The sequence below is a fragment of the Kitasatospora phosalacinea genome, from assembly GCF_000716545.1.
Lineage (GTDB): Bacteria > Actinomycetota > Actinomycetes > Streptomycetales > Streptomycetaceae > Kitasatospora > Kitasatospora phosalacinea.
In genome coordinates, this window is record NZ_JNWZ01000023.1 from 42,542 (window position 1) to 66,527 (window position 23,986).

Here is a 23,986-nt window from a genome sequence, read left to right on the forward strand (position 1 = left end):
GCAGGAGGACCCACGGTGACCACCGCAGGCCCGTCGCCGCGCGCGCGATCGACTCGGCAGCGCACCGCCGTCTCGGCGGTCCTGGACGAGATTGAGGACTTCCGCAGCGCGCAGGAACTGCACGACATGCTCAAGCACCGGGGCGACTCGGTGGGTCTGACCACCGTCTACCGCACGCTGCAGTCGCTGGCCGAGGCCGGCGAGGTGGACGTGCTGCGCACCGCCGAGGGCGAGGCGGTGTACCGGCGGTGCAGCAGCGGTCACCACCACCACCTGGTGTGCCGGCACTGCGGGGCGACCGTCGAGGTCGAGGGCCCCGCGGTCGAGCGCTGGGCCAACGCGGTCGCCGCCGAACACGGGTTCAGCGACATCGCGCACACCCTGGAGATCTTCGGCACCTGCGGCGAGTGCGCCGCCAAGCAGCAGGCGGAGTAGCAAGCGGAGTAGCGACCCGCGAGGCCCGGCAACGGCGAGGGCCCGGATCGGAGCAGTCCGATCCGGGCCCTCGGCCGTACCTGTCGGCGGTCAGCGCTGCGGGGGGAGCCCGGTGGCGACCTCGTTGGGCAGCGCCCCGCCGAAACGGCGGTCGCGGCGGGCGTACTGCTCGCAGGCGCGCCACAGGTCGCGGCGGTCGAAGTCCGGCCAGAGCACGTCCTGGAAGACCAGTTCGGCGTAGGCGGACTGCCAGGCGAGGAAGTTGGAGGTGCGCTGCTCGCCGCTGGGGCGCAGGAACAGGTCGACGTCCGGCATGTCCGGGTAGTACAGGTACTTGGCGAACAGCTTCTCGTTGACCTTCTCCGGGTTGATCTTCCCGGCGGCGACGTCGCGGGCGATGGCCAGCGCGGCGTCGGCGATCTCGGCCCGGCCGCCGTAGTTGAGGCAGAAGTACAGCGTCATCGCGTCGTTGCCCTTGGTCTGCTCCTGGGCGACCTGGAGCTCTTGGACCACGCTCTTCCACATCCGCGGCATCCGGCCGGCCCAGCGGATCCGGATGCCCATGGCGTCCATCTCGTCGCGGCGGCGGCGGATCACGTCCCGGTTGAAGTTCATCAGGAACTTCACCTCGTCCGGGGAGCGCTTCCAGTTCTCGGTGGAGAAGGCGTACAGCGAGAGGTTCTTGACCCCGATCTCCAGGCAGCCGCGCAGCACGTCGAGGACGACGCCCTCGCCGACCCGGTGGCCCTCGGTGCGGGGCAGGCCGCGCTCCTTGGCCCAGCGTCCGTTGCCGTCCATGACCACCGCGACGTGGTTGGGGACCAGTTCGCCCGGGATCTTCGGCGGCTTGGCTCCGCTCGGGTGCGGGGCCGGAGCCTCGTACGTCCGCTTGCTGCCGAACAGCCGTCGCGCGACCATGCTCACTTCTCCACGTATCTCATCGAGCGGATGCCCCGCTCCAGGTGCCACTGCAGGTAGGCGGCCACCAGCCCGCTGCCCTCGCGCCAGTACCGCGGCTCGCAGCCGTCGGCGGTCTGCCAGTCTCCGGAGAGCAGCGCGCCGAGCAGTACGAGTGTCTCAGGGGAGGGTACGGCACTTCCGGGCACCCGGCAGTCGCCGCACAGCACGCCACCGGCCTGGAGCGAGAAGAAGCGGTTGGGGCCCGGCAGCCCGCAGCGGGCGCAGTCGGTGAAGCTCGCGCCGTAGCCGTTGACGGCGAGCGAGCGCAGCAGGAAGGCGTCCAGCACCAGGTGCGACTGGTGGGTGCCGGCGGCCAGCGTGCGCAGGGCGCCGACCAGCAGCAGGTACTGCTGGACGGCGGGCTGGCCCTCGTTCTCGGCGAAGCGCTCGGCGGTCTCCAGCATCGCGGTGCCCGCCGTGTAGCGGGCGTAGTCGTCGACGATCCGGGCGCCGTAGGGGGCGATGGTCTCCACCTGGGTGCACAGCGGCAGGGTGCGGCCGACCAGGTCGCTGCCGCGGCTGAAGAACTGGATGTCGACGTGCGAGAAGGGTTCGAGCCGGGCGCCGAACTTCGACTTGGTCCGGCGCACTCCCCGGGCCACCGCACGCACCTGGCCGTGCTGGCGGGTCAGGAAGGTGATGATCCGGTCGGCCTCGCCGAGCTTCTGGGTGCGCAGCACGATGCCGTCGTCGCGGAAGAGACTCATGGTGGAACCCATTCTCCCGCACCCCGCCGACAGTCCGGTCGGACGGAGGCCCGGAGGGAGGGCCCACGGTACGGCGGCGCGCAGCCGTGAACCCGCACCGGGGTTGTGGGGGGATTTCACCCGTGCGGTGCGGGTCACGGCGGGCCCGGGAGGGGGGAGTTTCGGGCCCGGCTCGTGGGTGGTGCGGAAGGACGGGAGGAAGGAGGAGGAGGGAGGACGAACGGCGGGAGGTGCGGTGGCGGGCCTCGGCGGCAGGCCCGGCCCGGTGTCAGTGCGTGGCGCGGGTGGCCGCCTCCAGCAGCAGGCCGACCTGCCGGTCGGTGAGGCGCAGGCAGCGGCCGACCACGGCGAGCACGGCCCGCTCCTGCGGGAGGTAGCGGCCGTCGGCGAGGGCGACCATCGCACCGAGGGTGAGCAGTCGTTCGCGGCCCTGGACGGCCAGGTGCGGGGCGAGCGGTTCGAGCGCGGCGTGCAGTTCGACGGCGAGCCCGCCGCCCTCGGCGTCCACGTCGATCGGTTCGCCGCCGCCGTGCCCGGAAAGCGCGGCCAGCGCGGCCAGCACCTGGACCTCGCCGCAGTCGTCGAACCCGGCTTCCCTGATCACCGTGCAGGCCGCCTCGCGCCCGCCGCGCCCGGCGGTGCCGCCGGCCGCGAGCGCGGCCAGGGCGATGGTGTACTGGGCGTCGCGGAGCATCGCGCCGAGCCGGACCGAGGTCAACTGCTCCAGTGCGTCGACCCCGTAGCGGCCGCGGCAGGCCGTGCACTGGACGCTGCGGACCACGCCGCCGAGCGGCAGGACCGGCGTCCCGAGCAACCGCAGCCACCGTCGGCCGTGTTGCCGGCGGTAGTTGCGGTCTCCGCCACAGCCGGGGCAGAAGAATTCACCGAGGACATCCGTCCGCCACCGAGGGCGAACACCCCACAACCCTGTCACGGCGCCACTCCCCAGACATGGCAGGCGGCCTGCACATCGATGGGCAGGTCACGCGTCCGGACGCCGGAGTCGTCCCACCGACCCCGGTTCCGGTCCGACGATGTTGCCACGGTTACCGGCTCGTGTCAGCACCCTGAACGGGTGCCGGGGGAAAATTTGTGACCGGGGACACATGTGATTGTCGACACCACCCGAACACCCGCACCGGGGGCCGGGCATCCACTGATGACCAGTCAACTCCCCTCACCGGAAGGGAGATCCGCCGACGCCGACCGGGGCGGCGGAAGTCCACCGGGGACGCGGAGGGGACCCGCCGACGACGGGTCCCCTCGGAGCGCACCGGCGCGCGGCGGCGTCAGCCGCGCTGCGCCGCCCGGTTGACGGCGCTGACCAGGGCCTTCAGCGAGGCCAGCACGGTGTTGCCGTCGACACCCACGCCCCACAGCACCTTGTCACCGACGGCGCACTCGACGTACGCGGCGGCCTGCGCGTCGCCGCCCTCGCTCAGCGCGTGCTCGGCGTAGTCCAGGACGCGGACGTCCACGCCGATCGAGGCCAGCGCGTTGACGAACGCGGAGACCGGGCCGTTGCCGGTGCCGGTCAGGGTGACCGCGGTGCCGTCCACGACGGCCTCGGTGCTCAGCACGTCGCGGCCGTCCTCGGTGGTCAGGCTGCGGGAGCCGCTCAGCGAGATCCGGCCCCACGGGTTGGCCGGGGTCGGCAGGTACTCGTCCTGGAAGACCGCCCAGATGTCGGCGGGGGTGACCTCGCCGCCCTCGGCGTCGGTCTTGGCCTGGATGATCTTCGAGAACTCGATCTGCATCCGGCGCGGCAGGTCCAGCTTGTGGTCGTTCTTCAGCACGTAGGCGATGCCGCCCTTGCCGGACTGCGAGTTGACCCGGATGACCGCCTCGTAGCTGCGGCCCACGTCCTTCGGGTCGATCGGCAGGTAGGGCACGCCCCAGGTGTACTCGGAGACCGGGACGCCGGCGGAGGCCGCGTCGTCCTCCAGGGCGTCGAAGCCCTTCTTGATCGCGTCCTGGTGCGAGCCGGAGAAGGAGGTGAAGACCAGGTCGCCCGCGTAGGGGTGGCGCTCGGGCACCGGCATCTGGTTGCAGTACTCGGCCGTGCGGCGGATCTCGTCGATGTCCGAGAAGTCGATCATCGGGTCGACGCCCTGGGAGAACAGGTTCATCCCGACGTTGACCAGGTCCAGGTTGCCGGTGCGCTCGCCCTGCCCGAACAGGCAGCCCTCGACGCGGTCGGCGCCGGCCATCACGGCCAGTTCGGCGGAGGCCACGCCGGTGCCCCGGTCGTTGTGCGGGTGGGTGGACAGGCAGATGAACTCGCGGCGCGACAGGTTCCGCGACATCCACTCGATCTTGTCGGCGTAGACGTTCGGGGTGGAGCGCTCGACGGTGGTCGGCAGGTTCAGGATGATCTCGCGGCCCTCGCCGGGCTGCCAGACGTCCATCACCGCCTCGCAGACCTCCAGCGCGTAGTCCAGCTCGGTGTCGATGAAGATCTCCGGCGAGTACTCGTAGCCGAAGACCGTCTCGTCGCCCAGGATCTTCTCGGCGTACTCCATCACCAGGCGGGTGCCGTCCACCGCGATGGCCTTGATGTCGTCCTTGCTCGCCTTGAACACCACCCGGCGGAACAGCGGCGAGGTCGCGTTGTACAGGTGGACGGTGGCCCGCGGCGCGCCCTTCAGCGACTCGACGGTGCGCTCGATCAGGTCCTCGCGGGCCTGGGTCAGCACCGAGATGGTGACGTCCTCGGGGATCGCGCCCCCGTCGATCAGCGAGCGGACGAAGTTGAAGTCGGTGGCGCCGGACGACGGGAAACCGACCTCGATCTCCTTGTAGCCCATCTTCACCAGCAGGTCGAACATCTTGCGCTTGCGGGCCGGCGACATCGGGTCGATCAGCGCCTGGTTGCCGTCGCGCAGGTCGGTGGACAGCCAGCGCGGGGCCCGGGTGATCACCTTGCTCGGCCAGGTGCGGTCCGGCAGGTCGATGGTGCCGAAGGGTACGTAGCGCTGGAACGGCATCCCCGAGGGCTTCTGCTGCACGGTGGCGGCGGTGATCGGGGTGGGACGGTCGATGAAGGCGCGGGCGACGGAGGACTGTTCGGTCATGGCTGAGGCTCTCGGCTTCCGTTGTCGAAGGCGGTCTGCGGTCGGGGGATGAGGACACCCGAACTCGGCCGACTGAGATGCGCCGCGAAAGATCACACTGGGCGCAACACGACTCCCCGCGGCGAGGGGGCCGGCCTTGACTGGACTACAGGCCCTCGCCGCGGCAGCTAAGAAGGAGCAGCCGGATACGCATGATGTCGCCACTGTAACAACACCGGACGGTACGGCGCAGTGAGCCCGGCCACGATCCCACCCAGTGAGACGGGGTCCGTCGGCGGCCGTCCCGCCGGGAACCCCGGAAGAGCTGCGGGAAGTTGGCGGAAAGCCTCGGCGAAAACCCCTGTTGCGTAGCACACTGACAACCATGCGTATCCAGGTCACCCGCACCGGCGGGTTCGCCGGCCTGCTCCGGTATGCCGAGATGAACACCGAGGAGCGCCCGGACGCCCCGCACGTGCACGCCCTGGCCCGCGAGGCGGTGGCCGGCGGGCTGCGCGCGCCCGCGTACGGGGTGCCAGACGGCTTCCACTACGAGATCACCGTCGACGGCCGCACCGTGCACTGCGCCGATCCGAAGCTCACCGACTCCCAGCGCGAGCTGGTCAGCCTGGTGCTGCGCGAAGGCGCCTGACGGGCCGTCGGCGGCCGGCCCGGCAGGGCTGGCCGGGCTGGTCGGGCCGGCCCGGCCGGGGTGTTCAGAGCCAGCCGTCCAGCGAGGCCAGGAAGCCCGCCGGGTCGTCGCGGTGGATGCAGTGCCCGGCGCCGGGCACGGTGCGCACCTCGAAGCCGCGGCGGCGCAGCTCGGCGGCGTCCCGGTCCGGCACCAGGGTGCTCGGGTCGGCGAGCTGGACCAGCGAGGGGACGACCGGCGGTCCCGGCAGCACGGACAGCGCCGGGTCCGCCCACAGGCCGAGCGCGGTGTCGCTGTCCCAGACCGCGAGGGCGGCGAGCTCGGTGTCCACGTCCTCGGCGGTCCAGTCGGGGTGCATGCCCGTGATGAACGCCCTGGTGCCGAAGCGCTTGAAGTCGACGAACGGCTGGGGGCCGAGCCCGGGTCGGTCGTAGACGAACGCGGGGTCGCTGTAGACCGCCCGGGCGGGCTTCAGCCGCTCGACGGCCAGGTGCAGCGCCAGCGCGCCCATCGAGTGGCCGATCGCCAGGTCGGCTCCGGCGGGCAGGGTGTCGACCAGGTCCTCGGCGAACCGCTCGGGCCCGTACCGCTCGGCGGGGCTCGCGCCGGTGCCGCGCGGGGAGGCGCCGTGGCCGCGCAGGTCGACGGCGACCACCCGGTAGCCGCGCTCGGCGAGCGCGGGGCCGATCACCCGCCAGGTGCGGTGGTCGGCCTGGATGCCGTGGACCAGCAGTGCGGTGCGCCCGCCCGCGCCCCACTCGTGGGTGTGCAGTTCCATCCCGACCGACCCCTCCCGGTGTGACGTCCCGTCAGAAGCCGAGCTTACGCAGCTGCTTGGGGTCGCGCTGCCAGTCCTTGGCCACCTTGACGTGCAGGTCCAGGTAGACCGGGGTGCCCAGGAGCGCCTCGATCTGCTTGCGGGCGGTGGTGCCGACGTGCTTGAGGCGGGCGCCCTTGGCACCGATCACGATGGCCTTCTGGCTCTGCCGCTCGATGTACACGTTGGCGTGGATGTCCAGCAGCGGGCGGTCGGCGGGGCGGCCCTCGCGCGGGATCATCTCCTCGACCACCACGGCCAGCGAGTGCGGCAGCTCGTCGCGCACGCCCTCCAGCGCGGCCTCCCGGATCAGCTCGGCGACCATGGTCTGCTCGGGCTCGTCGGTGAGGTCGCCGTCCGGGTACAGCGGCACGCCCTCGGGCAGCAGCTTGGTCAGCAGCTCGCCGACCAGCTCGACCTGCTGGTCGCCCACCGCTGAGACCGGGATGATCTCGGCCCACTCGATGCCGAGTTCGGCGCCCAGTTGCTGGATGGCGATCAGCTGCTCGGCCAGCCGCTTGGAGTCGACCAGGTCGGTCTTGGTGACGAGCGCGACCTTCGGCGTCTTGCGGATCTCGGCGAGCTCCTTGGCGATGAACTTGTCGCCGGGGCCGAGCTTCTGGTCGGCGGGCACGCAGAAGCCGATCACGTCGACCTCCGCCCAGGTGGTGCGGACCAGGTCGTTGAGCCGCTCGCCGAGCAGGGTGCGGGGCTTGTGCAGCCCGGGGGTGTCCACCAGCACGAGCTGGGAGTCGGGGCGGTGCACGATGCCGCGCACGGTGTGCCGGGTGGTCTGCGGACGGTCGGAGGTGATCGCGACCTTCGTCCCGACCAGGGCGTTGGTCAGGGTCGACTTGCCCGCGTTGGGGCGGCCGACGAAGCACGCGAACCCGGAGCGGTACGGGGAGGAAGGGGCATTCATGGCACCCATTGTCGCCGATCGGCGGGACCGCCCCCGACATCCGGCCCCGGAGGCCCCGACCGCGGGCGTTCGGTCGCGGGCGTTCAGTCGGCCTTCCTCTTCCCGCCGCCGGTGATCGCGCCGACCAGGACGAGTGCCAGCAGGGCCAGGGTGCCGCCCAGCCACCACGGGGAGCCGGTCTCGTGCCAGCGCCCGAAGCCCATGACGCAGAGGATCAGCCCGCAGAAGAACGCCGCGACGCCCATGTCCCCTCCCCCGCCGGAACCGGCTCCGGCCGGTGCGATTATCGCACCCGTGCGGTCGGCGGAAAGGGCGGCGGGGCTCCTTCCGGACGCCCCGCCCGCCCGGGCCTCACTCCGCGGCGGCGGCCAGCTTCAGCGCCCCGTCCGGCCCGGCCAGCAGCACCGGCGTCCCGGCCCCGCCCAGGTCCCGCACGGCGGCCAGGTCGCCCGCCGCCGGAGCGTCCGCCTCGGACACCACCGCGGCCGCCTCCAGGCTCTTCGCCCCGCTCGCCACCGCCATCGCCACCGCCGTCTGCAGCGCGCTCAGCCGCAGCGACTCCAGCGCCACCGTCCCGGCCACGTACGTCCGCCCGGTCTCGTCACGGACGGCGGCCCCCTCGGCCACGCCGTTGCGGGCGCGGGCCGAGCGGGCCAGCGTGATGATCTTCTTGTCCTCGGGGTCCAGCTCGGAAATCTCGGTCATGGCCCCGAGCATAGTTACCGCCCGGCGCTCAGTGCCCGGTCGGTTTGGGCGGGCCGGGCCGGAGCACCTTCACCAGGGCCGGCGGCCCGTCCGGCTGTTCGTCGTCGTGGGCGTGGCGCCGCTTCCAGTACGGGTTGTCCTGCGGCAGGTGGCTGCTGACCCGGCCGTACATCCCGAAGGTCAGCACCACGAAGCCGAACACGAAGCTGAAGATGACGTTGGAGATGTGGAAGGCGAGCCGGTTGGCGCTGGAGTCCAGCACCATCAGGCCGACGAAGCCGGCCAGCACGAACAGCACGCCCATGACCATGTTGATGTTGGAGGCGGTGTTGCCGCCGATCACGGCGCCCAGGATCAGGATCCCGCCGGCCACCAGGGAGAGCACGCTCAGCGCCCCGTTGCTGGACAGGCCGATCACCTCCTTGCCCGAGGTGTCCAGGAATCCCGGGTGGGTGCCGGTCAGCCCCAGGACGCCGAACACCACCAGGAACAGTCCGCACAGCCCCGCGCCGTAGCGGTAGACCCTGCCCAGCCGGTGGTCGACCGGGAGTTCGTCCTGCAGTTTCATCAGGTCCTCCCCGCGTGGTCGGACCGGAGGAACGGCACTTCGTGGAGGTACAGCGACCCGCACTGCTGGCAGCAGTGCAGCCCGGTGCCCCAGGCCTCCTCCGGCCTGCTCTCGGCGTCCGAGGCGATCTCGGCGCCGCACATGCCGTGCGAGGGGTCGGCGGCACGGACCACGTGCCACCTGGCCACCCCGTCGGCCGGCCCGCTCGGGCCGTACTCCGCGCGCAGTAGATGAGCCATGTCTTCCACGGTGCGCACGCACCGGCGGCACCGCAAACGGGCCCCGGGCCGAACCGTCCCAACCGGCACCACCGATTGGGACGGCCCGTCCAAGGGCCCGTCCACGGGTCTGTCCACGGGTCTGTCCACGGGCCCGTTCACGGGTCTGTCCACGGCCCCGTCCACGGATCTGTCCAGGGGCTGCACACGGATCCGTCCAGGGGGCTGCCGAGGAGGGCCCGCCGAACAGCGCGCCGCTAGAGGGCTAGGAGGCGGCCTCCTCGGCCGGCTCCTCGCTCTCCTCCGCGATCCGCACCGGGGTGGCCACCACGGTGCCGATCCGGTTGCGCCGGCCCGCCGAGCTCTCCGCGGTCAGGCCGATCGCGGCCAGCCCGCTGCCCTCCGGCACCGGCACCTCGCACGAGGAACCCGGGATCGGCACCCGCCCCAGGCACTTGGCCAGCAGCCCGCCGACGGTCTCCACGTCCTCGTCGTCCAGCTCGATCCCGAACAGCTCGCCGAGGTCCTCCACGGTGAGCCGGGCGGTGATCCGGTACGAGCCGTCCCCGAGGTCCTCGACCGGCGCGATCTCCCGGTCGTACTCGTCGGTGATCTCGCCGACGATCTCCTCCAGGATGTCCTCGATGGTGACCAGTCCGGCGGTGCCGCCGTACTCGTCGATCACGATCGCGACGTGCGAGCGCATCTGCTGCATCTCGCGCAGCAGGTCCGCGGCCGGCTTGGAGTCGGGGACGAACACCGCCGGGCGCATCACCGAGTCGACCTGGTCGGACTCGGCGTCCCGGTTGATGTGGGTGCGGCGCACCAGGTCCTTGAGGTAGACGATGCCGACCACGTCGTCCTCGTTGTCGCCGACCACCGGGATCCGCGAGAAGCCCGAGCGCAGCGCCAGCGTCAGCGTCTGGCGGACGGTCTTGTGCCGCTCGATCATCACCAGGTCGGTGCGGGGCACCATCACCTCGCGCACGATGGTATCGCCCAGTTCGAAGACCGAGTGCACCATCCGGCGCTCCTCGTCCTCGATCAGGTCGTCCTTCTCGGCCAGGTCGACCAGCGCCCGCAGCTCGGCCTCGGAGGCGAACGGGCCCTCCTTGTAGCCCTTGCCGGGCGTCAGCGCGTTGCCCAGCAGGATCAGCAGCCGCGGGATCGGCCCGAGGATCCGGGCCAGCGGCAGCAGCACGTAGGACGCGGCGGTGACGGTGCTCAGCGGGTGCTGGCGGCCGATCGTGCGCGGGGAGACCCCGACCGCCACGAAGGACACCAGCACCATCACGCCGAACGCCACCAGCACGGCCTGCCAGGTCTGCTGGAAGCCGCGCACGCACACCACGGTGACCAGCACCGCGGCGCCCATCTCGCTGGCGACCCGGATCAGCGTCGCCAGGTTCAGGTAGCGGATGTTGTCGGAGGCCAGGGTCAGCAGCCGGCCGGAACCGCGCCGACCCGAGCGGACCGCCTCCTCGGCCCGGAAGCGGGACATCCGGGAGATGCCCGCCTCGGCGCACGCCGCCAGCCAGCCCAGGCCGACCAGCACCAGCGCACCGATCAGGAAGCTCGTACTCTCACCACTCACAGCGGGCCGGCCCTCAGTGGACGGTCGGCGCGGGCGACAGGCCGGACAGGCCGCGGCCGGCCCGCCAGTCGTCCAGGATCCGCTTCTGGAGCGCGAACATCTCGCGCTCCTCGTCGGGCTCCTCGTGGTCGTAGCCGAGCACGTGCAGCACCCCGTGGACGGTGAGCAGCTGCAGCTCCTCGTCCATCGAGTGCTTGGTGGGGGCGGCCAGGCCCTGCTCCTTCGCCACCTCGGGGCAGAGCACGATGTCGCCGAGCAGGCCCTCGGGCAGGTCCTCGCCCTCCTTGCCCGGACGCAGCTCGTCCATCGGGAAGGACATCACGTCGGTCGGTCCTGGCAGGTCCATCCACTGGACGTGCAGCTCCGCCATCGACTCGCTGTCGTAGAGGATGACGGAGAGCTCGGACTGCGGATGGATCCGCATCTTGTCGAGGGCGTAGCGGGCGACGTCGAGGATGGACTCCTCGTCGACGTCCCACCCGGACTCGTTGGCGATGTCGATCGACATGGAGGGCTCAGTACTCAGCTTTCGGTGCGATGGGACTGCCGGGGCGCCCGGGCGCCCCGCCGTTGGACGGGTTTGCGGTCGCCGGACTCCTCGGCCTCCTGCCGGGCGTCCCAGCGTTCGTACGCATCCACGATGCGGCCGACCAGCTTGTGCCGCACCACGTCGGTGCTGGTCAGCACCGAGAAGTGGATGTCGGGCACGTCGGTGAGGATCTCCTGGACCACCTTGAGGCCGGAGCGGGTGCCGCCCGGCAGGTCGATCTGGCTGGTGTCGCCGGTCACGACCACCCGGGAGTTGAAGCCCAGGCGGGTCAGGAACATCTTCATCTGCTCGGGCGAGGTGTTCTGCGCCTCGTCGAGGATGATGAAGGCGTCGTTCAGGGTGCGGCCGCGCATGTACGCCAGCGGGGCCACCTCGATCGTCCCGGCCGCCATCAGCCGCGGGATCGAGTCGGGGTCCATCATGTCGTGCAGCGCGTCGTACAGCGGGCGCAGGTACGGGTCGATCTTCTCGTAGAGGGTGCCGGGCAGGAAGCCCAGCCGCTCCCCCGCCTCGACGGCCGGCCGGGTCAGGATGATCCGGTTGACCTCCTTGGCCTGCAGGGCCTGCACGGCCTTGGCCATCGCCAGGTAGGTCTTGCCGGTGCCGGCCGGGCCGAGGCCGAAGACGATGGTGTGCTTGTCGATCGCCTCGACGTAGCGCTGCTGGTTGAGCGTCTTGGGGCGGATGGTGCGGCCCCGGTTGGACAGGATGTTCGCCGTGAACACCTCGGACGGGGCCGGGTGGGCCGGGTCCTCGGCGGCACTCCTGAGCATGGTGATGGAGCGCTCCACGGCGTCCTCCGTCAGGGGTTGGCCGGTGCGCAGCACCAGCATCATCTCGGTGAAGAGCTGCTTGACGAGCGCGACCTCGGCGGGAGAGCCGGTGGCCGTCACCTCGTTTCCGCGGACGTGGATGTCGGCGCCCGGGAAGCCTTCCTCGATCACTCGCAGGAGCGAGTCGGCCGCACCCAGCAGGGTGACCATCGGGTGCTTCTCCGGGATGACGATCCGGGTGCTGGTGGACGCCTCGTCGGGGCGCCGCTGTCCGTCGGTGCGGGTCTGCGGTGTGTCACTCATGGGTCGGCGCTGCGGCCTGCCTCATCCCCATCCGTCTGTCGTGTGGCTCGGGCTCTCCGGGTCACCAGGGTACGCCGCGCGGGTGTTCGCCGGAGCGGCGCGGCGGCTTCGATGGTGGGGGCTTTCGCCCCGATGTGCGAACGGTTTTCCCGCGTGCGGGCCCGGTGGCGGTCGTCGGCGCGGCCGGTCGGGCCCCGGCGGCGGTCAGCGGCGCGGCGGGACGGGGATCCTGGCCAGGTCCTCGGCGAGCACGACCTCGCCGTCGAAGTGCTCGCGCGCCTCCGCGAGGTGGTCGGCCAGGTCCGGGTAGCGCTGCGAGAAGTGCGTGAGCACCAGCCTGCGCACCCCGGCCCCGGCGGCCACCCGGGCCGCCTGGGCGGCGGTCAGGTGGCCGTGCTCCTCGGCGAGCCCGGCGTCCCGGTCGAGGAAGGTCGCCTCGATCACCAACAGGTCGGCTCCCTCGGCGAGTTCGTGCACCCCGTCGCAGAGCCGGGTGTCCATCACGAAGGCGAACCGCTGGCCCGGCCGGACTTCGCCGACCTGCTCGGCGGTGACCGTCCGCCCGTCCAGTTCGACCCGGCCCTCGCGCTGCAGCACGCCCACCGCGGGGCCCCGCAGGCCGAGTTCGCGCAGCTTCTCGGGCCGCAGCCGGAACCCGTCCGGCTCGGTCAGCCGGTAGCCGAAAGACTCCACCGGGTGGGAGAGCCTCGCCGCGTCCAGCGCGAACGGGGCGCCCGGCGCGTCCAGCGGGCCCGCGGCGGTGACCGGGCGCTCCCGGATCTCGGCGGACGCGTGGTAGGCGCTGGCGTGCCGCAGCCGGTCGAAGAACTCCTGCCCGGACGCCGGGTAGTAGGCGTCCACCGGGTGCGGCACCCGGTCCAGGTTGATCCGCTGCACGATCCCGGGCAGTCCCAGGCAGTGGTCCCCGTGGAAGTGCGACACCGCGATCCGGGTGATCCCGGTGGCGCTCACCCCGGCGTGCAGCATCTGCCGCTGCGTGCCCTCCCCCGGGTCGAACAGCAGCCCCTCGCCGTCCCAGCGCAGCAGGTACCCGTTGTGGTTGCGGTGCCTGGTCGGCACCTGGCTGGCGGTGCCCAGGACGACGAGTTCACGCTGCGACAACGCTCAGACCAGACCCTCGGTGAGCGGCTTGCCGCCCAGCACGTGCACGTGCGCGTGGAACACCGTCTGCCCGGCGCCCGCACCGGTGTTGAAGATCAGCCGGTACGCCTCCAGGCCCTCCCCCGCCGCCGCGCCGCCCGCCTCGGCGAGCAGTTCGGCCGCCACCTCCGGTTCGGCGGCGGCCAGTTCGGCCGCGTCGGGGTAGTGCACCCGCGGGATCACCAGCAGGTGCGTGGGCGCCTGCGGGTTGATGTCCCGGAACGTCAGCGTCCGCTCGGTCTTGCGCACCACGGTCGCCGGAACGTCCCCCGACACGATCTTGCAGAACACACAGTCCGCCTGCGGCTCGCCGGCCATCTCCCGTGCTCCTCACCTGGATCCGTCACTGGTGCCACGACCTTACAGCGGTCGGCGCGCCGCGATCGGGGATCCGGCGGGTCGGGCGCCTGTCGCCGCCGCCGGCCGGGGTCAGTCGACCGGGGGCGGGGTCTTGGCCGGGGTGCGGTCCAGGGACTCCAGGGCGAGGCGGACGGCGGTCTCCAGTTGGGGGTCGCGGCCGGCCGCCCAGTCGTGCGGGGCGATCGGGACTTCGACGTCGGGGGTGACGCCCCGGTTCTCCAGGTGCCAGCCGTAGCCCTCGACCCAGTACGAGTACTTGGGCTGGGTGACCAGCGTCCCGTCGACCAGGGTGTACCTGCTGTCGATGCCGATGACGCCGCCCCAGGTCCGGGTGCCGACCACCGGGCCGATGCCCAGGGCCTGGATCGCGGCGTTGACGATGTCGCCGTCGGAGCCGGAGAACTCGTCGGCCAGCGCGACCACCGGGCCGCGCGGGGCGTCGCCGGGGTACGGGTCGGGGTGGGCGAGGTCGCGGCCGTGGTTCCAGCCGACGATCCGGCGGGCCAGCTTCTCGACGATCAGCTGGGAGGTGTGGCCGCCCCGGTTCTCCCGCAGGTCGAGGACGACGCCCTCCAGGGACATCTCGAACCGCAGGTCGCGGTGGAGCTGCGCCCAGCCCGCGCTCTGCATGTCGGGGACGTGCAGGTAGCCGAGCCGCCCGCCGGACAGTTCGCGGACGGCGGCCCGCCGCCCGGCGACCCAGTCGTGGTAGCGCAGCGCCTCCTCGTCGTCGAGCGGCACCACGACGGGGTGGCGCTCGCCGCCGTCCTTGCCGCCGACGGTGAGCTCGACCGGCTGGTCGGCGGTGCCGGCCAGCAGCGGGGCGGGGCCGCTGACCGGGTCGACCGGGCGGCCGTTGACGGCCAGGACCGCGTCCCCCGGCCGGATCGCCGCGCCGGGCGCGGCCAGCGGGGAGCGGGCCCGCGGGTCGGAGGACTCGCCGGGCAGCACCCGGGCCACCCGCCACACCTCGCCGTCGCGCACCAGGTCCGCGCCGAGCAGGCCCTGCCGCCGGGCGGCCTCGGTGCCGCGGCCGGGCGGCAGCACGTACGCGTGCGAGGTGCCGAGCTCGCCGACCGTCTCCCAGAGCAGGTCGACCAGGTCGGAGCGGCTGCCGAGGTGCTCGACCAGCGGCCGGTACCTGGCCAGGACGCCGGCCCAGTCGACGCCGCCCAGGTCGGCGCGCCAGAAGTTGTCCCGCATCAGGCGGCCGTTCTCGTCGAACATCTGCCGCCACTCGGCGGCCGGGTCGACGGTGACCCGGACCCGGTCCAGGCCGACCTCGGCCTCCTCGTCCTCGCCGGCCTTCTGGTCGGCGGGCACGATCCGCAGCGAACCGTCCTCCAGCACCGCCAGCCGGGTGCCGTCGCCGCTGACCGCGAACGCGTCGACGCCGGTGAGCAGCTCCTCCGCCCGGCGCTTCCCCAGGTCGAACCGCTCCAGCGCGGTGCGGGCCGGCTCGTCGTCCAACGAGGCGGCGCTGTCGCCGAGTTCACCGCCGAGCGGGTACCTGGTCCACAGCACCCCGTCCTTCGCGGCGCGCAGCACCCCGAACCGCCCGGCCTCCACCGGGAACGGCACGATCCGGTCGGCGATGCCCTCCAGGTCGACCCGGGTGCCGGGCACCGCGGCGTCCTTCTCGCCCTCCTTGGGCTCCTCCTCGCCGCCGGCCGGCCGCCCGCCGCGCTGCGGGCCGAACGGCGACGGGGTCTCGGCGGCCAGCGTCAGCAGGTACGGGCGGGTGCCGCCGGGGAAGGACAGGTCGAAGGCGTGCTGGTCGTACACCGGGTCGAAGCTGCGCACCGAGAGGAACGCCAGGTGCTTGCCGTCGGCGGTGAAGGCCGGCGAGTAGTCGTGGAAGCGCTGCGGGGTGGCCTCGCTGACGGTGCGCGAGGTCAGGTCGGCGATCATGATCTGCCGCAGCGACCACGGGCCGAGCACCGGCTGCGACCAGGCCAGCCACGCCGAGTCCGGGCTGAACACCAGCCCGGAGACCTCGCCGTCGGCGCTGTGCGCCAGCTCGTTCACGGCGCCGTCGCTGAGCGCCACCAGCAGCACCCGGCCGTCGTGCGAGGCTACCGCGAGCTGCCGCCCGTCCGGCGAGACCACCAGCGCGCGCACCCGCCCGAGCCGGCCGGCCGCCAGCCGGCGGCGCTCCGGGCCCAGCACCGCCGGGGCGTACTCCAGTGCGTCGTCGCCCTCGGCGTCGGTGACCCACACCGCGCCCTGCGCGTCGTCCTCGCCGGGGACCACCCGGGCCAGCCGGCCGCGCGCACCGGGCGTCTCGTCCAGCACCCGGGCCGGGCCCTCCCGGTGGGTCACCCAGTGCACGGTGCCGCGCACCACCACGGCCGCGGCCCGGCCGGTGCGGTCCGGGGCGGCGCTCTCCACCTGCCCGGCGGCGGGCGTCGGGTGCGGACGGCGCCGGGTGCGCGGCCCGGCCGGGCGCACGTCCAGCCGGCGCGGCTCAGCACCGTCCAGGCCGTCCAGCAGCCACAGTTCGCCGGCGCTCTGCCAGATCACCCGGGTGCCGTCGGTGGACGCCTGCCGGGCGTAGAACCCGCTGTCCGCCGGGCCGTGCGCCCGCAGGTCGGAGCCGTCCGGGAGGCTGGAGTACAGCCGCCCGGTGCCCTCGTGGTCGGAGAGGAACGCGACCCGGTCGCCGACCCACATCGGACACTCCAACTGCCCGTCCAGGTCGGCGTGCAGGCGCTCGAACCGGGCCGCGCCGATCCACAGCTTCCCGGCCCGCCCGCCCCGGTAGCGCTTCCAGTGCGCGGCCTCCCGGTTGTGCGTCCCCAGCAGCACCCGCCCGCCGCCGGTGCCCTCCGGCACCGGTTCGAACGCCAGCGAGCCGATCGGCCCGTACGGCAGCCGCGTCGGCTCCCCGCCGTCCAGCGGCACCGCGAACGCCCAGGTCCGCCGGATCGTCTCCTGCCCGGCGGTGGTGATCGCGACCGGCCGCCCGTCCGCGCTCCACCCCACCAGCGCGGTGTGCGGGCTCCCCCAGTACGTCAGCCGCCGCGCCGCGCCGCCCTCCACCGGCCCGACGTGCACCTCGGGCGCGCCGTCCCGGGTCGACGCCCAGGCCAGCGACCGCCCGTCCGGCGAGAACCGCACCGCCCCCACCGGCACCTGGTCCGCCGTCACCCGCCAGGCCCGCCCGCCCGTCACGGGCGCCAGCCAGACGTCGTCCTCGGCGACGAAGGCCACGAGATCGCCGTGCAGGTGGGGGTGGCGCAGGTAGCCGCGCGTAGATTCGGTCATCCCGCCAGCCTAGGACGCGGAGCCCGCGATCCGTCAGAGGTTGCGGGAGTACGCAGCCGGACCGCGGCGGCCCCGGCGCCCCGCTCCCGCTCGCTACCCCCAGCGCCCCGTGCGTCCCAGCAGGAGCGAGCCGGCCGCGACGCCCGCCGTGGAGGTGCGCAGGACGGAGGGGCCGAGCCGGTACGGAGCGGCGCCGGCCTCGGCGAAGGCGGCGATCTCGTCCGGGGAGACGCCCCCCTCGGGCCCGACCACCAGGACGATCTCGCCGTCGGCGGGCAGCCGCGCGGTGGCCAGCGGCAGCGACCCCTCCTCGTGCAGGACGGCCGCGAAGTCCGCGGCGGCCAGCAGCGGCAGCAGCTGCCGGGTGGTCACCGCGTCCCGGACCTCGGGGAAGCGCAGCCGCCGCGACTGCTTGCCGGCCTCGCGGGCGGTGGCCCGCCACTTGGCGAGCGCCTTGGCGCCGCGCTCGCCCTTCCACTGGGTGATGCAGCGGGAGGCGGCCCAGGGGACGATCGCGTCGATGCCCGCCTCGGTCATGGTCTCGACGGCGAGTTCGCCGCGCTCGCCCTTGGGGAGGGCCTGGACGACGGTGATCCGGGGCGCCGGGGCGGGCTCCTCGCGGACGGCGGCGACCAGGACGTCCAGGGCGTCCTTGCCGTGCAGCGCGGCGACGGTGCCGTCCGCGCCGCGGCCGCGGCCGTCGGCGAGGGTGAGCGCCTCGCCGGGTCCGAGGCGTTTGACGGCGACGGCGTGCCGGCCCTCGGGGCCGTCGAGGCGGACGGTCGTGCCGGGGGCGGCCCCCGTCAGGTCGTCGACGACGAACACCGGTGCGGTCATCGGTACAGCAGTCCTCTCAACGGGAACCCATCGGGGCGAAAAACGAGCCGGGAGCGGCGGGGCACTGCCCCTCGCCGCTCCCGGCTCCGGGAGGAACGGGTCTCACCGGCCGTTGAAGGCGTCCTTCAGCCGGGAGAACAGGCCCTGCTGGCCGGGCGCGAACTGCCCGGAGGGACGCTCCTCGCCGCGCAGCAGGGCGAGCCGCCGCAGCAGTTCCTCCTGCTCCGGGTCGAGCTTGGTGGGCGTCTGCACCTCGACGTGCACTATCAGGTCGCCCCGGCCGCCGCCGCGCAGGTGGGTGATGCCGCGGCCGTGCAGCGGGATCGACTGGCCGGACTGGGTGCCGGGCCGGATGTCGACCTCCTCCAGGCCGTCGAGGGTCTGCAGCGGCACCTGGGTGCCGAGCGACGCGGCGGTCATCGGGATGGTGACGGTGCAGTGCAGGTCGTCGCCGCGCCGCTGGAAGGTCGGGTGGCTGGTCTCGGCGATCTCGACGTACAGGTCGCCGGCGGGGCCGCCGCCGGGGCCGACCTCGCCCTCGCCGGCCAGCTGGATCCGGGTGCCGTTGTCGACGCCGGCCGGGATCTTGACGGTGAGGGTGCGGCGGGCGCGGACCCGGCCGTCGCCGGCGCACTCCGGGCAGGGGGTGGGGACGACGGTGCCGAAGCCCTGGCACTGCGGGCAGGGGCGGGAGGTCATGACCTGGCCCAGGAAGGACCGGGTGACCTGGGAGACCTCGCCCTTGCCGCGACACATGTCGCAGGTCTGCGCGGAGGTGCCGGGCGCGGCGCCCTCGCCGCTGCAGGTGGTGCAGGTGACGGCGGTGTCGACCTGGAGTTCCTTGGTGGTGCCGAACGCGGCCTCCTCCAGGGTGATCTCCAGCCGGATCATGGCGTCCTGGCCGCGGCGGGTGCGCGAGCGCGGGCCGCGCTGGCCGGTCGCGGCGCCGAAGAAGGCGTCCATGATGTCGGAGAAGCCGAACCCGGCCGCACCGGCGCCGAAGCCGCCCCCGCCGCCGCCCGGCGACAGCGGGTCCCCGCCGAGGTCGTAGACCTGGCGCTTCTGCGGATCGGAGAGCACCTCGTAGGCGGCGTTGATCTCCTTGAACCGCTCCTGCGTCTTCGGGTCCGGGTTGACGTCCGGGTGCAGCTCACGGGCGAGGCGCCGGAACGCCTTCTTGATCTCGTCCTGCCCCGCGTCGCGTCGGACGCCGAGTACCGCGTAGTAGTCCGTGGCCACCAAATGCTCCGGTTTTTTCCGCCTCTAGAAGTGCCTGCGACAGCACGCTGCTTGTTGCGCCGTTCCGCTTCCCGCTGCGCCTGCGCCGATCCGTTACGACTCCGCCAGGATCTGGCCGACGTACCGTGCCACCGCGCGCACCGCCCCCATTGTGCCCGGGTAATCCATCCGGGTCGGACCGATCACTCCCAGCTTTGCCACGCTCTGGTCGCCCGAACCGTAACCGACCGAGACCACCGACGTGGAATTGAGCCCCTCGTAGGCGATCTCGTGGCCGATCCGGACGGTCATCGCCGAGTCGGCCGTCTCACCCAGCAGGCGCAACAGCACCACCTGCTCCTCCAGGGCCTCCAGGACCGGCCGGATGGTGAGCGGGAAGTCGTGGCCGAAGCGGGTCAGGTTGGCGGTGCCCGCCAGCATGATCCGCTCCTCGTTCTGTTCGGCCAGCGCCTCGAACAGGACGGTCAGCACGGTGCTGACGGCGGGCCGGTCGGCCGGGTCGAAGCCGGCCGGCAGGTCCTCCAGGACGGTCGGCACCTCGGGCAGCCGGCAGCCGCCCGCCATGCCGTTGAGCCTGGCCCGCAGGTCTCCGAGCAGGGCCTCGCCGACCGGGGCGGGGCAGTCGACCATCCGCTGTTCGACCCGGCCGGTGTTGGTGATCAGCACCAGCATCAGCTTGGTCGGGGTGAGCGACACCAGTTCGATGTGCCGCACGGTGGAGCGGGTCAGCGAGGGGTACTGGACGACCGCGACCTGCCTGGTCAGCTGGGCGAGCAGCCGCACCGTCCGGGCCACCACGTCGTCCAGGTCGACGGCGCCCTCGAGGAAGTGCCGGATCGCCCGGCGCTCGGGGGCGGTCATCGGCTTGACCTCGGCGAGCCGGTCGACGAACAGCCGGTAGCCCTTGTCGGTGGGGATCCGGCCCGCACTGGTGTGCGGCTGGTGGATGTACCCCTCCTCCTCCAGCGCGGCCATGTCGTTGCGGACGGTGGCCGGGGAGACGCCCAGGTTGTGGCGCTCCACCAGGGCCTTGGAGCCGACCGGCTCCTCGGTGCCCACGTAGTCCTGGACGATCGCCCGGAGCACCGCGAGCCGCCGCTCGTCCAGCGGCCGGGCGGACGGGCGCGTGTCGATGAGTCGGCCGTCGGGCTTGCTCTCGTCCGGCATGGGCACGCACCTCCGTCGTCGTCCGTCGTCCCGGTGTCCGGTCCGGGACTGGCACTCAACTGGGCAGAGTGCCAGAACCGTACCTGCCAGTGTACGGCCCGGGCCTGACCGCAGGAACGGTGCGCCCGCGTGATCCTCGTCCGGAGCGGTCGCGGCGCGCCCGGGCCGCGTCCCGTTCCGACCGAATTCCCACCGTTTCGGATGGTGCCCGCGGGCCCGCCCGGTGGCAGCATCGAAGACGAGCGGGGCGGACGGCGCGGCGCCCGGGCCGCCGGTCCGGACGCAGAGGAGGAGCAGCGATGTCGGCGGCACAGCACTCCCGGTTCACCCCAGACCGCGGCCTGACCGGCCGGATGGTCGTCACCATGTTCCTGATCGGGCTGCTCTACGTGGGCTTCACCGGTCTGCTGATCGTGCTGCTGCGCGGCGCCTGGCCGCTGGTGGTGCTGATCTCCGGCGGCCTGTTCGTCGCGCAGTTCTGGTTCTCCGACAAGATCACCGAGCGGGCGATGGGCGCCCACCGGGTCACCCCCGAGCAGTACCCGCAGCTGCACGGTGCGGTGGACCGGCTGTGCGCGCTGGCCGACATGCCCAAGCCCAGGGTCGCGGTGGCCGACAACGACATGCCCAACGCCTTCGCCACCGGCCGCAACCCGCAGAACGCGGTGATCTGCGTGACCACCGGGCTGCTGCGCCGGCTGGAGCCGGAGGAGCTGGAGGGCGTGCTGGCCCACGAGCTGTCGCACGTCGCGCACCGGGACGTCGCGGTGATGACGGTGGCCGGGTTCCTCGGCGTGCTGGCCGGCGCGATGACCAGGATCGCCCTGTACGGCGGGATGATGGGCGGCGGCAACCGCAACAGCAACGACCAGAACGCGGCGATCGCGATGGTGCTGATCCCGCTGGCCTCGATGGTGGTGTACGCGGTCAGCTTCCTGCTGACCAGGCTGCTGTCGCGCTACCGCGAGCTGGCCGCCGACCGGGCCGCCGCCCAGCTGACCGGCCGGCCCGCCGCGCTGGCCTCGGCGCTGACCAAGGTGACCGGGCAGATCGCCGCCATCCCGACCAAGGACCTGCGGCAGGCCCGGCCGTACAACGCCTTCTACTTCGCCCCGGCGCTGAGCGCCAGGGAGACGGCCTCGCGGCTGGTGTCCACCCACCCGTCGCTGGAGCAGCGCCTCGCGCAGCTGCGGAAGGTCTCCGAAGAACTCGGGCGCTGAGCCCGCCCCCTCCCCCACGGAAGAAGGAGCTCGCGGCGTGGGATTCCTGGACGCCCTGTTCGGCCGGAGCAAGCCGGTCAAGCCCGACCTCGACCAGCTGTTCGGCATCCCGTCGGCGGCGCTCACCCTGCAGGCCGCCAAGGGGTTCCTGCCGACCGGCCTGGGCTCGGTGTGCTTCGCCGCGGTCGAGGGCGCGGCCTTCACCGAGGTGCAGGGGCAGGTGCGGGCGCTGCTGGACGCGGACACCGGGCGCGGCGGCGTCCCGGTCGAGGCGTCCCGGGACTCGTACGGGTACTCCTGGCTGCTGGCCCGGCACACCCCCGAGGAGCTGCCCGACCTGGTCAACGACCTGCACGCGGTCAACAGCGAGCTGGAGGCCGGCGGCTTCGGGCCCCAGCTGCTCTGCTCGCTGGTCGGCTTCCGGGACGCCGAGGGCCGCTCGCTGGCGCTGGTGTACCTGTACAAGCGGGGCACCTTCTACCCGATGTGCAAGGTCGCCGGGCAGGAGAAGCGGGACAACCCGCTGGAGATCGAGGTCTCCCACCTGCTCCGCGACGACCTGCGGATCGAGCCGGACCTGTCGCGCTGGTTCCCGGTCTGGGGCGCGCCGGGCATCGAGGACTGAGCCCCGCGGCCCGCCCGGGCCCTCACCCGGCGGCGGCGCTCCGGTAGGCGGCCGCGGCTGCGTCGACGGCCCTCAGCAGGTCCGGGGACTCCTGCTCGCTGACCACCTCCTGGACGATCAGCAGCACGTCGCCGCCGCCGGGCAGCACGGCGGTCCGGTCGACCCAGGTGAGGCCCAGGCGGTCGGAGCGGTCGGCCACGCGCAGCAGCAGGCCGTCGCCGAGCGGGCCGCCGTCGAGCGGCTCGGCGGTGATGGTCCGCTCCATCCTGTCGCCCTCGCCACCCGTTTCGACGGGCCCGGCGCAGCGCAGGGCGGCGGCCCGCAGTTCGGCGAGCACCTGGGCGGCCCGGCCGGGCGGGTAGCGGTCCAGCGACTCCTGGCCGAACCAGCCCAGGTCCTCCGCGTCGTCGTCGGCCGGGTACCGCTCGAGGCCCACCGCGACGTCCTCCAGCGGCGGGGCGTGCCTGGTCACGAAGGCGCTGACCCCGATGTCGTCGCAGGGCACCGACGCCAGCGGTTCCGGGGCCGGGCCGTCCGGGTGGACGGGCGCCCGGGTGGTCGTCGACTCCGTCCCGCTGGTGTTCAGCGTGAAGCCGACCGGCAGCCGCAGCGCGGTCAGCAGCCCGTCCCGCAACACCCGCGGCACCCGCCCGGCCGTCCCGGCACCGGCCGCCGCGCCACCGGCCTTCCGGACGTCGCCGCCCCCGTCCCCGCCCCCGTCCCCGCCCGCCGAGCAGCCGGCCGCGCCCAGCACCACCGCGACGGCCGCCACCGCCCACCGCCGCCGTCGCCCGTGCACGGCACACCCCCGTTCGTCCATGATCGCGCCGCACTTTCGCACGTCCGCCGCCGTTCGTAAAGCGGGTCCGTCCGGCCCGCGGCCTGACGCGCCGTCGGTCCCGCGGGGGCGGGGTCCGTAGACTGCCGCCCATGCGGAGCAGGGAGTACGGGCCGGATCTGACCCCGCCGTGGAAGCGGCAGCAGCCCGCGCCCGAGGTGGCGGCCGAGCGGGACCTGGTGGTGGAGGAGGCGACGACCGGGTTCTGCGGGGCGGTGGTGCGCTGCGAGCGGACCGCCGAGGGGTTCACCGTCACGCTGGAGGACCGGTTCGGCAAGCACCGGGTGTTCCCGCTGGTGCCGCGCGGGTTCCTGCTGGAGGGGCGGGTGGTGACGCTGGTGCGCCCGGCCGCCGCCGCCCCGGCCCCGCCGCGCGGCCCGGGGCGCACCGCGTCCGGTTCGGTCGCGGTGCCGGGAGCGCGGGCCCGGGTGGCCCGGGAGTCGCGGATCTACGTCGAGGGCCGGCACGACGCCGAGCTGGTCGAACGGGTCTGGGGCGACGACCTGCGGATCGAGGGCGTGGTGGTGGAGTACCTGGAGGGCGTGGACGACCTGCCCGCCATCGTCGACTCCTTCGCCCCCGGCCCCGGCCGCCGGCTGGGCGTGCTGGTCGACCACCTGCTGCCCGGCACCAAGGAGCACCGGATCGCCGAGCGGGTGACCGGCGACCACGTGCTGGTCGTCGGCCACCCGTACGTGGACGTCTGGCAGGCCGTCAAGCCCGCCGCACTGGGCATCGCCGCCTGGCCCGAGGTGCCGCGCGGCGAGGTGTGGAAGGAGGGCGTCTGCCGGCGGCTGGGCTGGCCGGTGGACACCCCCGCGGCCTGGAAGCGGATCCTCGCCGCGGTCGACGGCTGGAAGGACCTGGAGCCGGAACTGCTCGGCCGGGTCGAGGAGTTGATCGACTTCGTCACGCTGCCCGGCGGGGCCGGCGCCTGACCTGGCGGCTCGGGGCGTCCGGGCGGTCGTCGCCGGTGGCGCCCCGCCCCCGTGCCCGCCCCCGTGCCCGTGCCCGG

The 23,986-nt window shown here is 73.3% G+C and carries 25 protein-coding genes; 5 read left to right on the forward strand and 20 right to left on the reverse strand.

What is annotated here, in order from left to right; translation table 11 throughout:
- The first annotated feature begins 15 nt into the window (after positions 1-15).
- Positions 16-435: a Fur family transcriptional regulator gene (locus OO48_RS14170; protein ID WP_033215915.1), complete on the forward strand. Its 420-nt coding sequence runs from the start codon at positions 16-18 to the stop codon at positions 433-435.
- 90 nt (positions 436-525) lie between these two features.
- Here the strand turns inward: OO48_RS14170 and OO48_RS14175 are convergent, their stop codons facing one another.
- From OO48_RS14175 to leuA, 4 genes are all read right to left on the reverse strand, one after another.
- Positions 526-1,353 carry an isoprenyl transferase gene (locus tag OO48_RS14175; protein WP_033215917.1) on the reverse strand — a complete coding sequence of 276 codons (828 nt, stop codon included), beginning with the start codon at positions 1,351-1,353 and terminating at the stop codon, positions 526-528.
- Positions 1,354-1,355: 2 nt separating this feature from the next.
- A complete protein-coding gene (recO, locus tag OO48_RS14180; RefSeq protein WP_033215919.1) occupies positions 1,356-2,102 on the reverse strand; it encodes a DNA repair protein RecO in 747 nt (248 codons plus the stop codon).
- 268 nt (positions 2,103-2,370) lie between these two features.
- On the reverse strand, positions 2,371-2,916 hold the full coding sequence (locus OO48_RS14185; protein ID WP_342449645.1) for a TerB family tellurite resistance protein: 546 nt from the start codon (positions 2,914-2,916) through the stop codon (positions 2,371-2,373).
- 475 nt (positions 2,917-3,391) lie between these two features.
- Positions 3,392-5,176: a 2-isopropylmalate synthase gene (leuA, locus tag OO48_RS14190; protein ID WP_033215922.1), complete on the reverse strand. Its 1,785-nt coding sequence runs from the start codon at positions 5,174-5,176 to the stop codon at positions 3,392-3,394.
- Between the two features lie 364 nt (positions 5,177-5,540).
- Here leuA and OO48_RS14195 point away from each other — a divergent pair, with 364 nt between their 5' ends.
- Positions 5,541-5,807, forward strand: coding sequence for a protealysin inhibitor emfourin (locus OO48_RS14195; RefSeq protein ID WP_033215924.1), 267 nt, complete (start codon positions 5,541-5,543; stop codon positions 5,805-5,807).
- Between the two features lie 64 nt (positions 5,808-5,871).
- On the opposite strand, the gene OO48_RS14200 is transcribed toward OO48_RS14195, so the two are convergent.
- From OO48_RS14200 to hrcA, 15 genes are all read right to left on the reverse strand, one after another.
- Positions 5,872-6,585, reverse strand: coding sequence for an alpha/beta fold hydrolase (locus tag OO48_RS14200; RefSeq protein ID WP_033215926.1), 714 nt, complete (start codon positions 6,583-6,585; stop codon positions 5,872-5,874).
- A gap of 31 nt (positions 6,586-6,616) precedes the next feature.
- Positions 6,617-7,546 (reverse strand): GTPase Era, encoded by a 930-nt coding sequence (era, locus tag OO48_RS14205; protein WP_425338537.1) that lies wholly within the window; start codon positions 7,544-7,546, stop codon positions 6,617-6,619.
- A gap of 83 nt (positions 7,547-7,629) precedes the next feature.
- Positions 7,630-7,791, reverse strand: a complete 162-nt coding sequence (locus OO48_RS38285) for a hypothetical protein (RefSeq protein WP_157845451.1) — start codon at positions 7,789-7,791, stop codon at positions 7,630-7,632.
- 106 nt (positions 7,792-7,897) lie between these two features.
- Positions 7,898-8,251 carry a cytidine deaminase gene (locus OO48_RS14210; RefSeq protein WP_033215989.1) on the reverse strand — a complete coding sequence of 118 codons (354 nt, stop codon included), beginning with the start codon at positions 8,249-8,251 and terminating at the stop codon, positions 7,898-7,900.
- 28 nt (positions 8,252-8,279) lie between these two features.
- Positions 8,280-8,819, reverse strand: a complete 540-nt coding sequence (locus OO48_RS14215; protein WP_033215930.1) for a DUF4383 domain-containing protein — start codon at positions 8,817-8,819, stop codon at positions 8,280-8,282.
- Positions 8,819-9,058, reverse strand: coding sequence for a hypothetical protein (locus OO48_RS38290; protein WP_033215990.1), 240 nt, complete (start codon positions 9,056-9,058; stop codon positions 8,819-8,821). Before OO48_RS38290 ends, OO48_RS14215 begins: the two co-directional genes overlap by 1 nt.
- Positions 9,059-9,302: 244 nt before the next feature.
- Positions 9,303-10,631, reverse strand: coding sequence for a hemolysin family protein (locus tag OO48_RS14225; protein WP_209439480.1), 1,329 nt, complete (start codon positions 10,629-10,631; stop codon positions 9,303-9,305).
- Positions 10,632-10,644: 13 nt separating this feature from the next.
- Complete coding sequence (gene ybeY, locus OO48_RS14230; protein WP_014135684.1) at positions 10,645-11,139, reverse strand: rRNA maturation RNase YbeY; 495 nt, start codon at positions 11,137-11,139, stop codon at positions 10,645-10,647.
- A gap of 14 nt (positions 11,140-11,153) precedes the next feature.
- A complete protein-coding gene (locus OO48_RS14235; protein WP_245194642.1) occupies positions 11,154-12,164 on the reverse strand; it encodes a PhoH family protein in 1,011 nt (336 codons plus the stop codon).
- Between the two features lie 297 nt (positions 12,165-12,461).
- Positions 12,462-13,379: a ribonuclease Z gene (locus OO48_RS14240; RefSeq protein ID WP_033215939.1), complete on the reverse strand. Its 918-nt coding sequence runs from the start codon at positions 13,377-13,379 to the stop codon at positions 12,462-12,464.
- Positions 13,380-13,382: 3 nt separating this feature from the next.
- Complete coding sequence (locus OO48_RS14245; RefSeq protein WP_033215941.1) at positions 13,383-13,736, reverse strand: HIT domain-containing protein; 354 nt, start codon at positions 13,734-13,736, stop codon at positions 13,383-13,385.
- 111 nt (positions 13,737-13,847) lie between these two features.
- The gene (locus OO48_RS14250) at positions 13,848-17,045 is read right to left on the reverse strand and encodes a S41 family peptidase (RefSeq protein WP_033215943.1); all 3,198 of its coding nucleotides are present in this window, start codon (positions 17,043-17,045) and stop codon (positions 13,848-13,850) included.
- Between the two features lie 93 nt (positions 17,046-17,138).
- Positions 17,139-17,882 (reverse strand): 16S rRNA (uracil(1498)-N(3))-methyltransferase, encoded by a 744-nt coding sequence (locus tag OO48_RS14255; RefSeq protein ID WP_033215945.1) that lies wholly within the window; start codon positions 17,880-17,882, stop codon positions 17,139-17,141.
- 102 nt (positions 17,883-17,984) lie between these two features.
- Entirely contained in the window at positions 17,985-19,121 is a 1,137-nt protein-coding gene (dnaJ, locus tag OO48_RS14260) for a molecular chaperone DnaJ (RefSeq protein WP_033215947.1), read from the reverse strand.
- Positions 19,122-19,214: 93 nt separating this feature from the next.
- Positions 19,215-20,288: a heat-inducible transcriptional repressor HrcA gene (hrcA, locus tag OO48_RS14265; RefSeq protein ID WP_051732118.1), complete on the reverse strand. Its 1,074-nt coding sequence runs from the start codon at positions 20,286-20,288 to the stop codon at positions 19,215-19,217.
- 299 nt (positions 20,289-20,587) lie between these two features.
- On the opposite strand from hrcA, the gene htpX reads away from it, so the two are divergent.
- A complete protein-coding gene (gene htpX / locus OO48_RS14270) occupies positions 20,588-21,508 on the forward strand; it encodes a zinc metalloprotease HtpX (protein WP_033215949.1) in 921 nt (306 codons plus the stop codon).
- Positions 21,509-21,545: 37 nt separating this feature from the next.
- Complete coding sequence (gene pspAB / locus OO48_RS14275) at positions 21,546-22,133, forward strand: PspA-associated protein PspAB (RefSeq protein WP_033215951.1); 588 nt, start codon at positions 21,546-21,548, stop codon at positions 22,131-22,133.
- Between the two features lie 22 nt (positions 22,134-22,155).
- Here the strand turns inward: pspAB and OO48_RS14280 are convergent, their stop codons facing one another.
- Positions 22,156-22,932, reverse strand: coding sequence for a hypothetical protein (locus tag OO48_RS14280; protein WP_157845452.1), 777 nt, complete (start codon positions 22,930-22,932; stop codon positions 22,156-22,158).
- Between the two features lie 131 nt (positions 22,933-23,063).
- Here OO48_RS14280 and OO48_RS14285 point away from each other — a divergent pair, with 131 nt between their 5' ends.
- The gene (locus OO48_RS14285; protein ID WP_033215953.1) at positions 23,064-23,909 is read left to right on the forward strand and encodes a DUF3097 domain-containing protein; all 846 of its coding nucleotides are present in this window, start codon (positions 23,064-23,066) and stop codon (positions 23,907-23,909) included.
- The last annotated feature ends 77 nt before the right edge of the window (positions 23,910-23,986 follow it).

Excerpts from the sequence above, each read along its gene's own strand:
- OO48_RS14175 (WP_033215917.1), bottom strand. The coding sequence starts at position 1,353 with ATGGTCGCGCGACGGCTGTTCGGCAGCAAGCGGACGTACGAGGCTCCG.
- recO (WP_033215919.1), bottom strand. The coding sequence starts at position 2,102 with ATGAGTCTCTTCCGCGACGACGGCATCGTGCTGCGCACCCAGAAGCTC.
- leuA (WP_033215922.1), bottom strand. The coding sequence starts at position 5,176 with ATGACCGAACAGTCCTCCGTCGCCCGCGCCTTCATCGACCGTCCCACC.
- OO48_RS14195 (WP_033215924.1), top strand. The coding sequence starts at position 5,541 with ATGCGTATCCAGGTCACCCGCACCGGCGGGTTCGCCGGCCTGCTCCGG.
- OO48_RS14200 (WP_033215926.1), bottom strand. The coding sequence starts at position 6,585 with ATGGAACTGCACACCCACGAGTGGGGCGCGGGCGGGCGCACCGCACTG.
- era (WP_425338537.1), bottom strand. The coding sequence starts at position 7,546 with ATGAATGCCCCTTCCTCCCCGTACCGCTCCGGGTTCGCGTGCTTCGTC.
- OO48_RS38285 (WP_157845451.1), bottom strand. The coding sequence starts at position 7,791 with ATGGGCGTCGCGGCGTTCTTCTGCGGGCTGATCCTCTGCGTCATGGGC.
- OO48_RS14210 (WP_033215989.1), bottom strand. The coding sequence starts at position 8,251 with ATGACCGAGATTTCCGAGCTGGACCCCGAGGACAAGAAGATCATCACG.
- OO48_RS14215 (WP_033215930.1), bottom strand. The coding sequence starts at position 8,819 with ATGAAACTGCAGGACGAACTCCCGGTCGACCACCGGCTGGGCAGGGTC.
- OO48_RS38290 (WP_033215990.1), bottom strand. The coding sequence starts at position 9,058 with ATGGCTCATCTACTGCGCGCGGAGTACGGCCCGAGCGGGCCGGCCGAC.
- ybeY (WP_014135684.1), bottom strand. The coding sequence starts at position 11,139 with ATGTCGATCGACATCGCCAACGAGTCCGGGTGGGACGTCGACGAGGAG.
- OO48_RS14235 (WP_245194642.1), bottom strand. The coding sequence starts at position 12,164 with ATGGTCACCCTGCTGGGTGCGGCCGACTCGCTCCTGCGAGTGATCGAG.
- OO48_RS14245 (WP_033215941.1), bottom strand. The coding sequence starts at position 13,736 with ATGGCCGGCGAGCCGCAGGCGGACTGTGTGTTCTGCAAGATCGTGTCG.
- OO48_RS14250 (WP_033215943.1), bottom strand. The coding sequence starts at position 17,045 with ATGACCGAATCTACGCGCGGCTACCTGCGCCACCCCCACCTGCACGGC.
- OO48_RS14255 (WP_033215945.1), bottom strand. The coding sequence starts at position 17,882 with ATGACCGCACCGGTGTTCGTCGTCGACGACCTGACGGGGGCCGCCCCC.
- hrcA (WP_051732118.1), bottom strand. The coding sequence starts at position 20,288 with ATGCCGGACGAGAGCAAGCCCGACGGCCGACTCATCGACACGCGCCCG.
- htpX (WP_033215949.1), top strand. The coding sequence starts at position 20,588 with ATGTCGGCGGCACAGCACTCCCGGTTCACCCCAGACCGCGGCCTGACC.
- OO48_RS14285 (WP_033215953.1), top strand. The coding sequence starts at position 23,064 with ATGCGGAGCAGGGAGTACGGGCCGGATCTGACCCCGCCGTGGAAGCGG.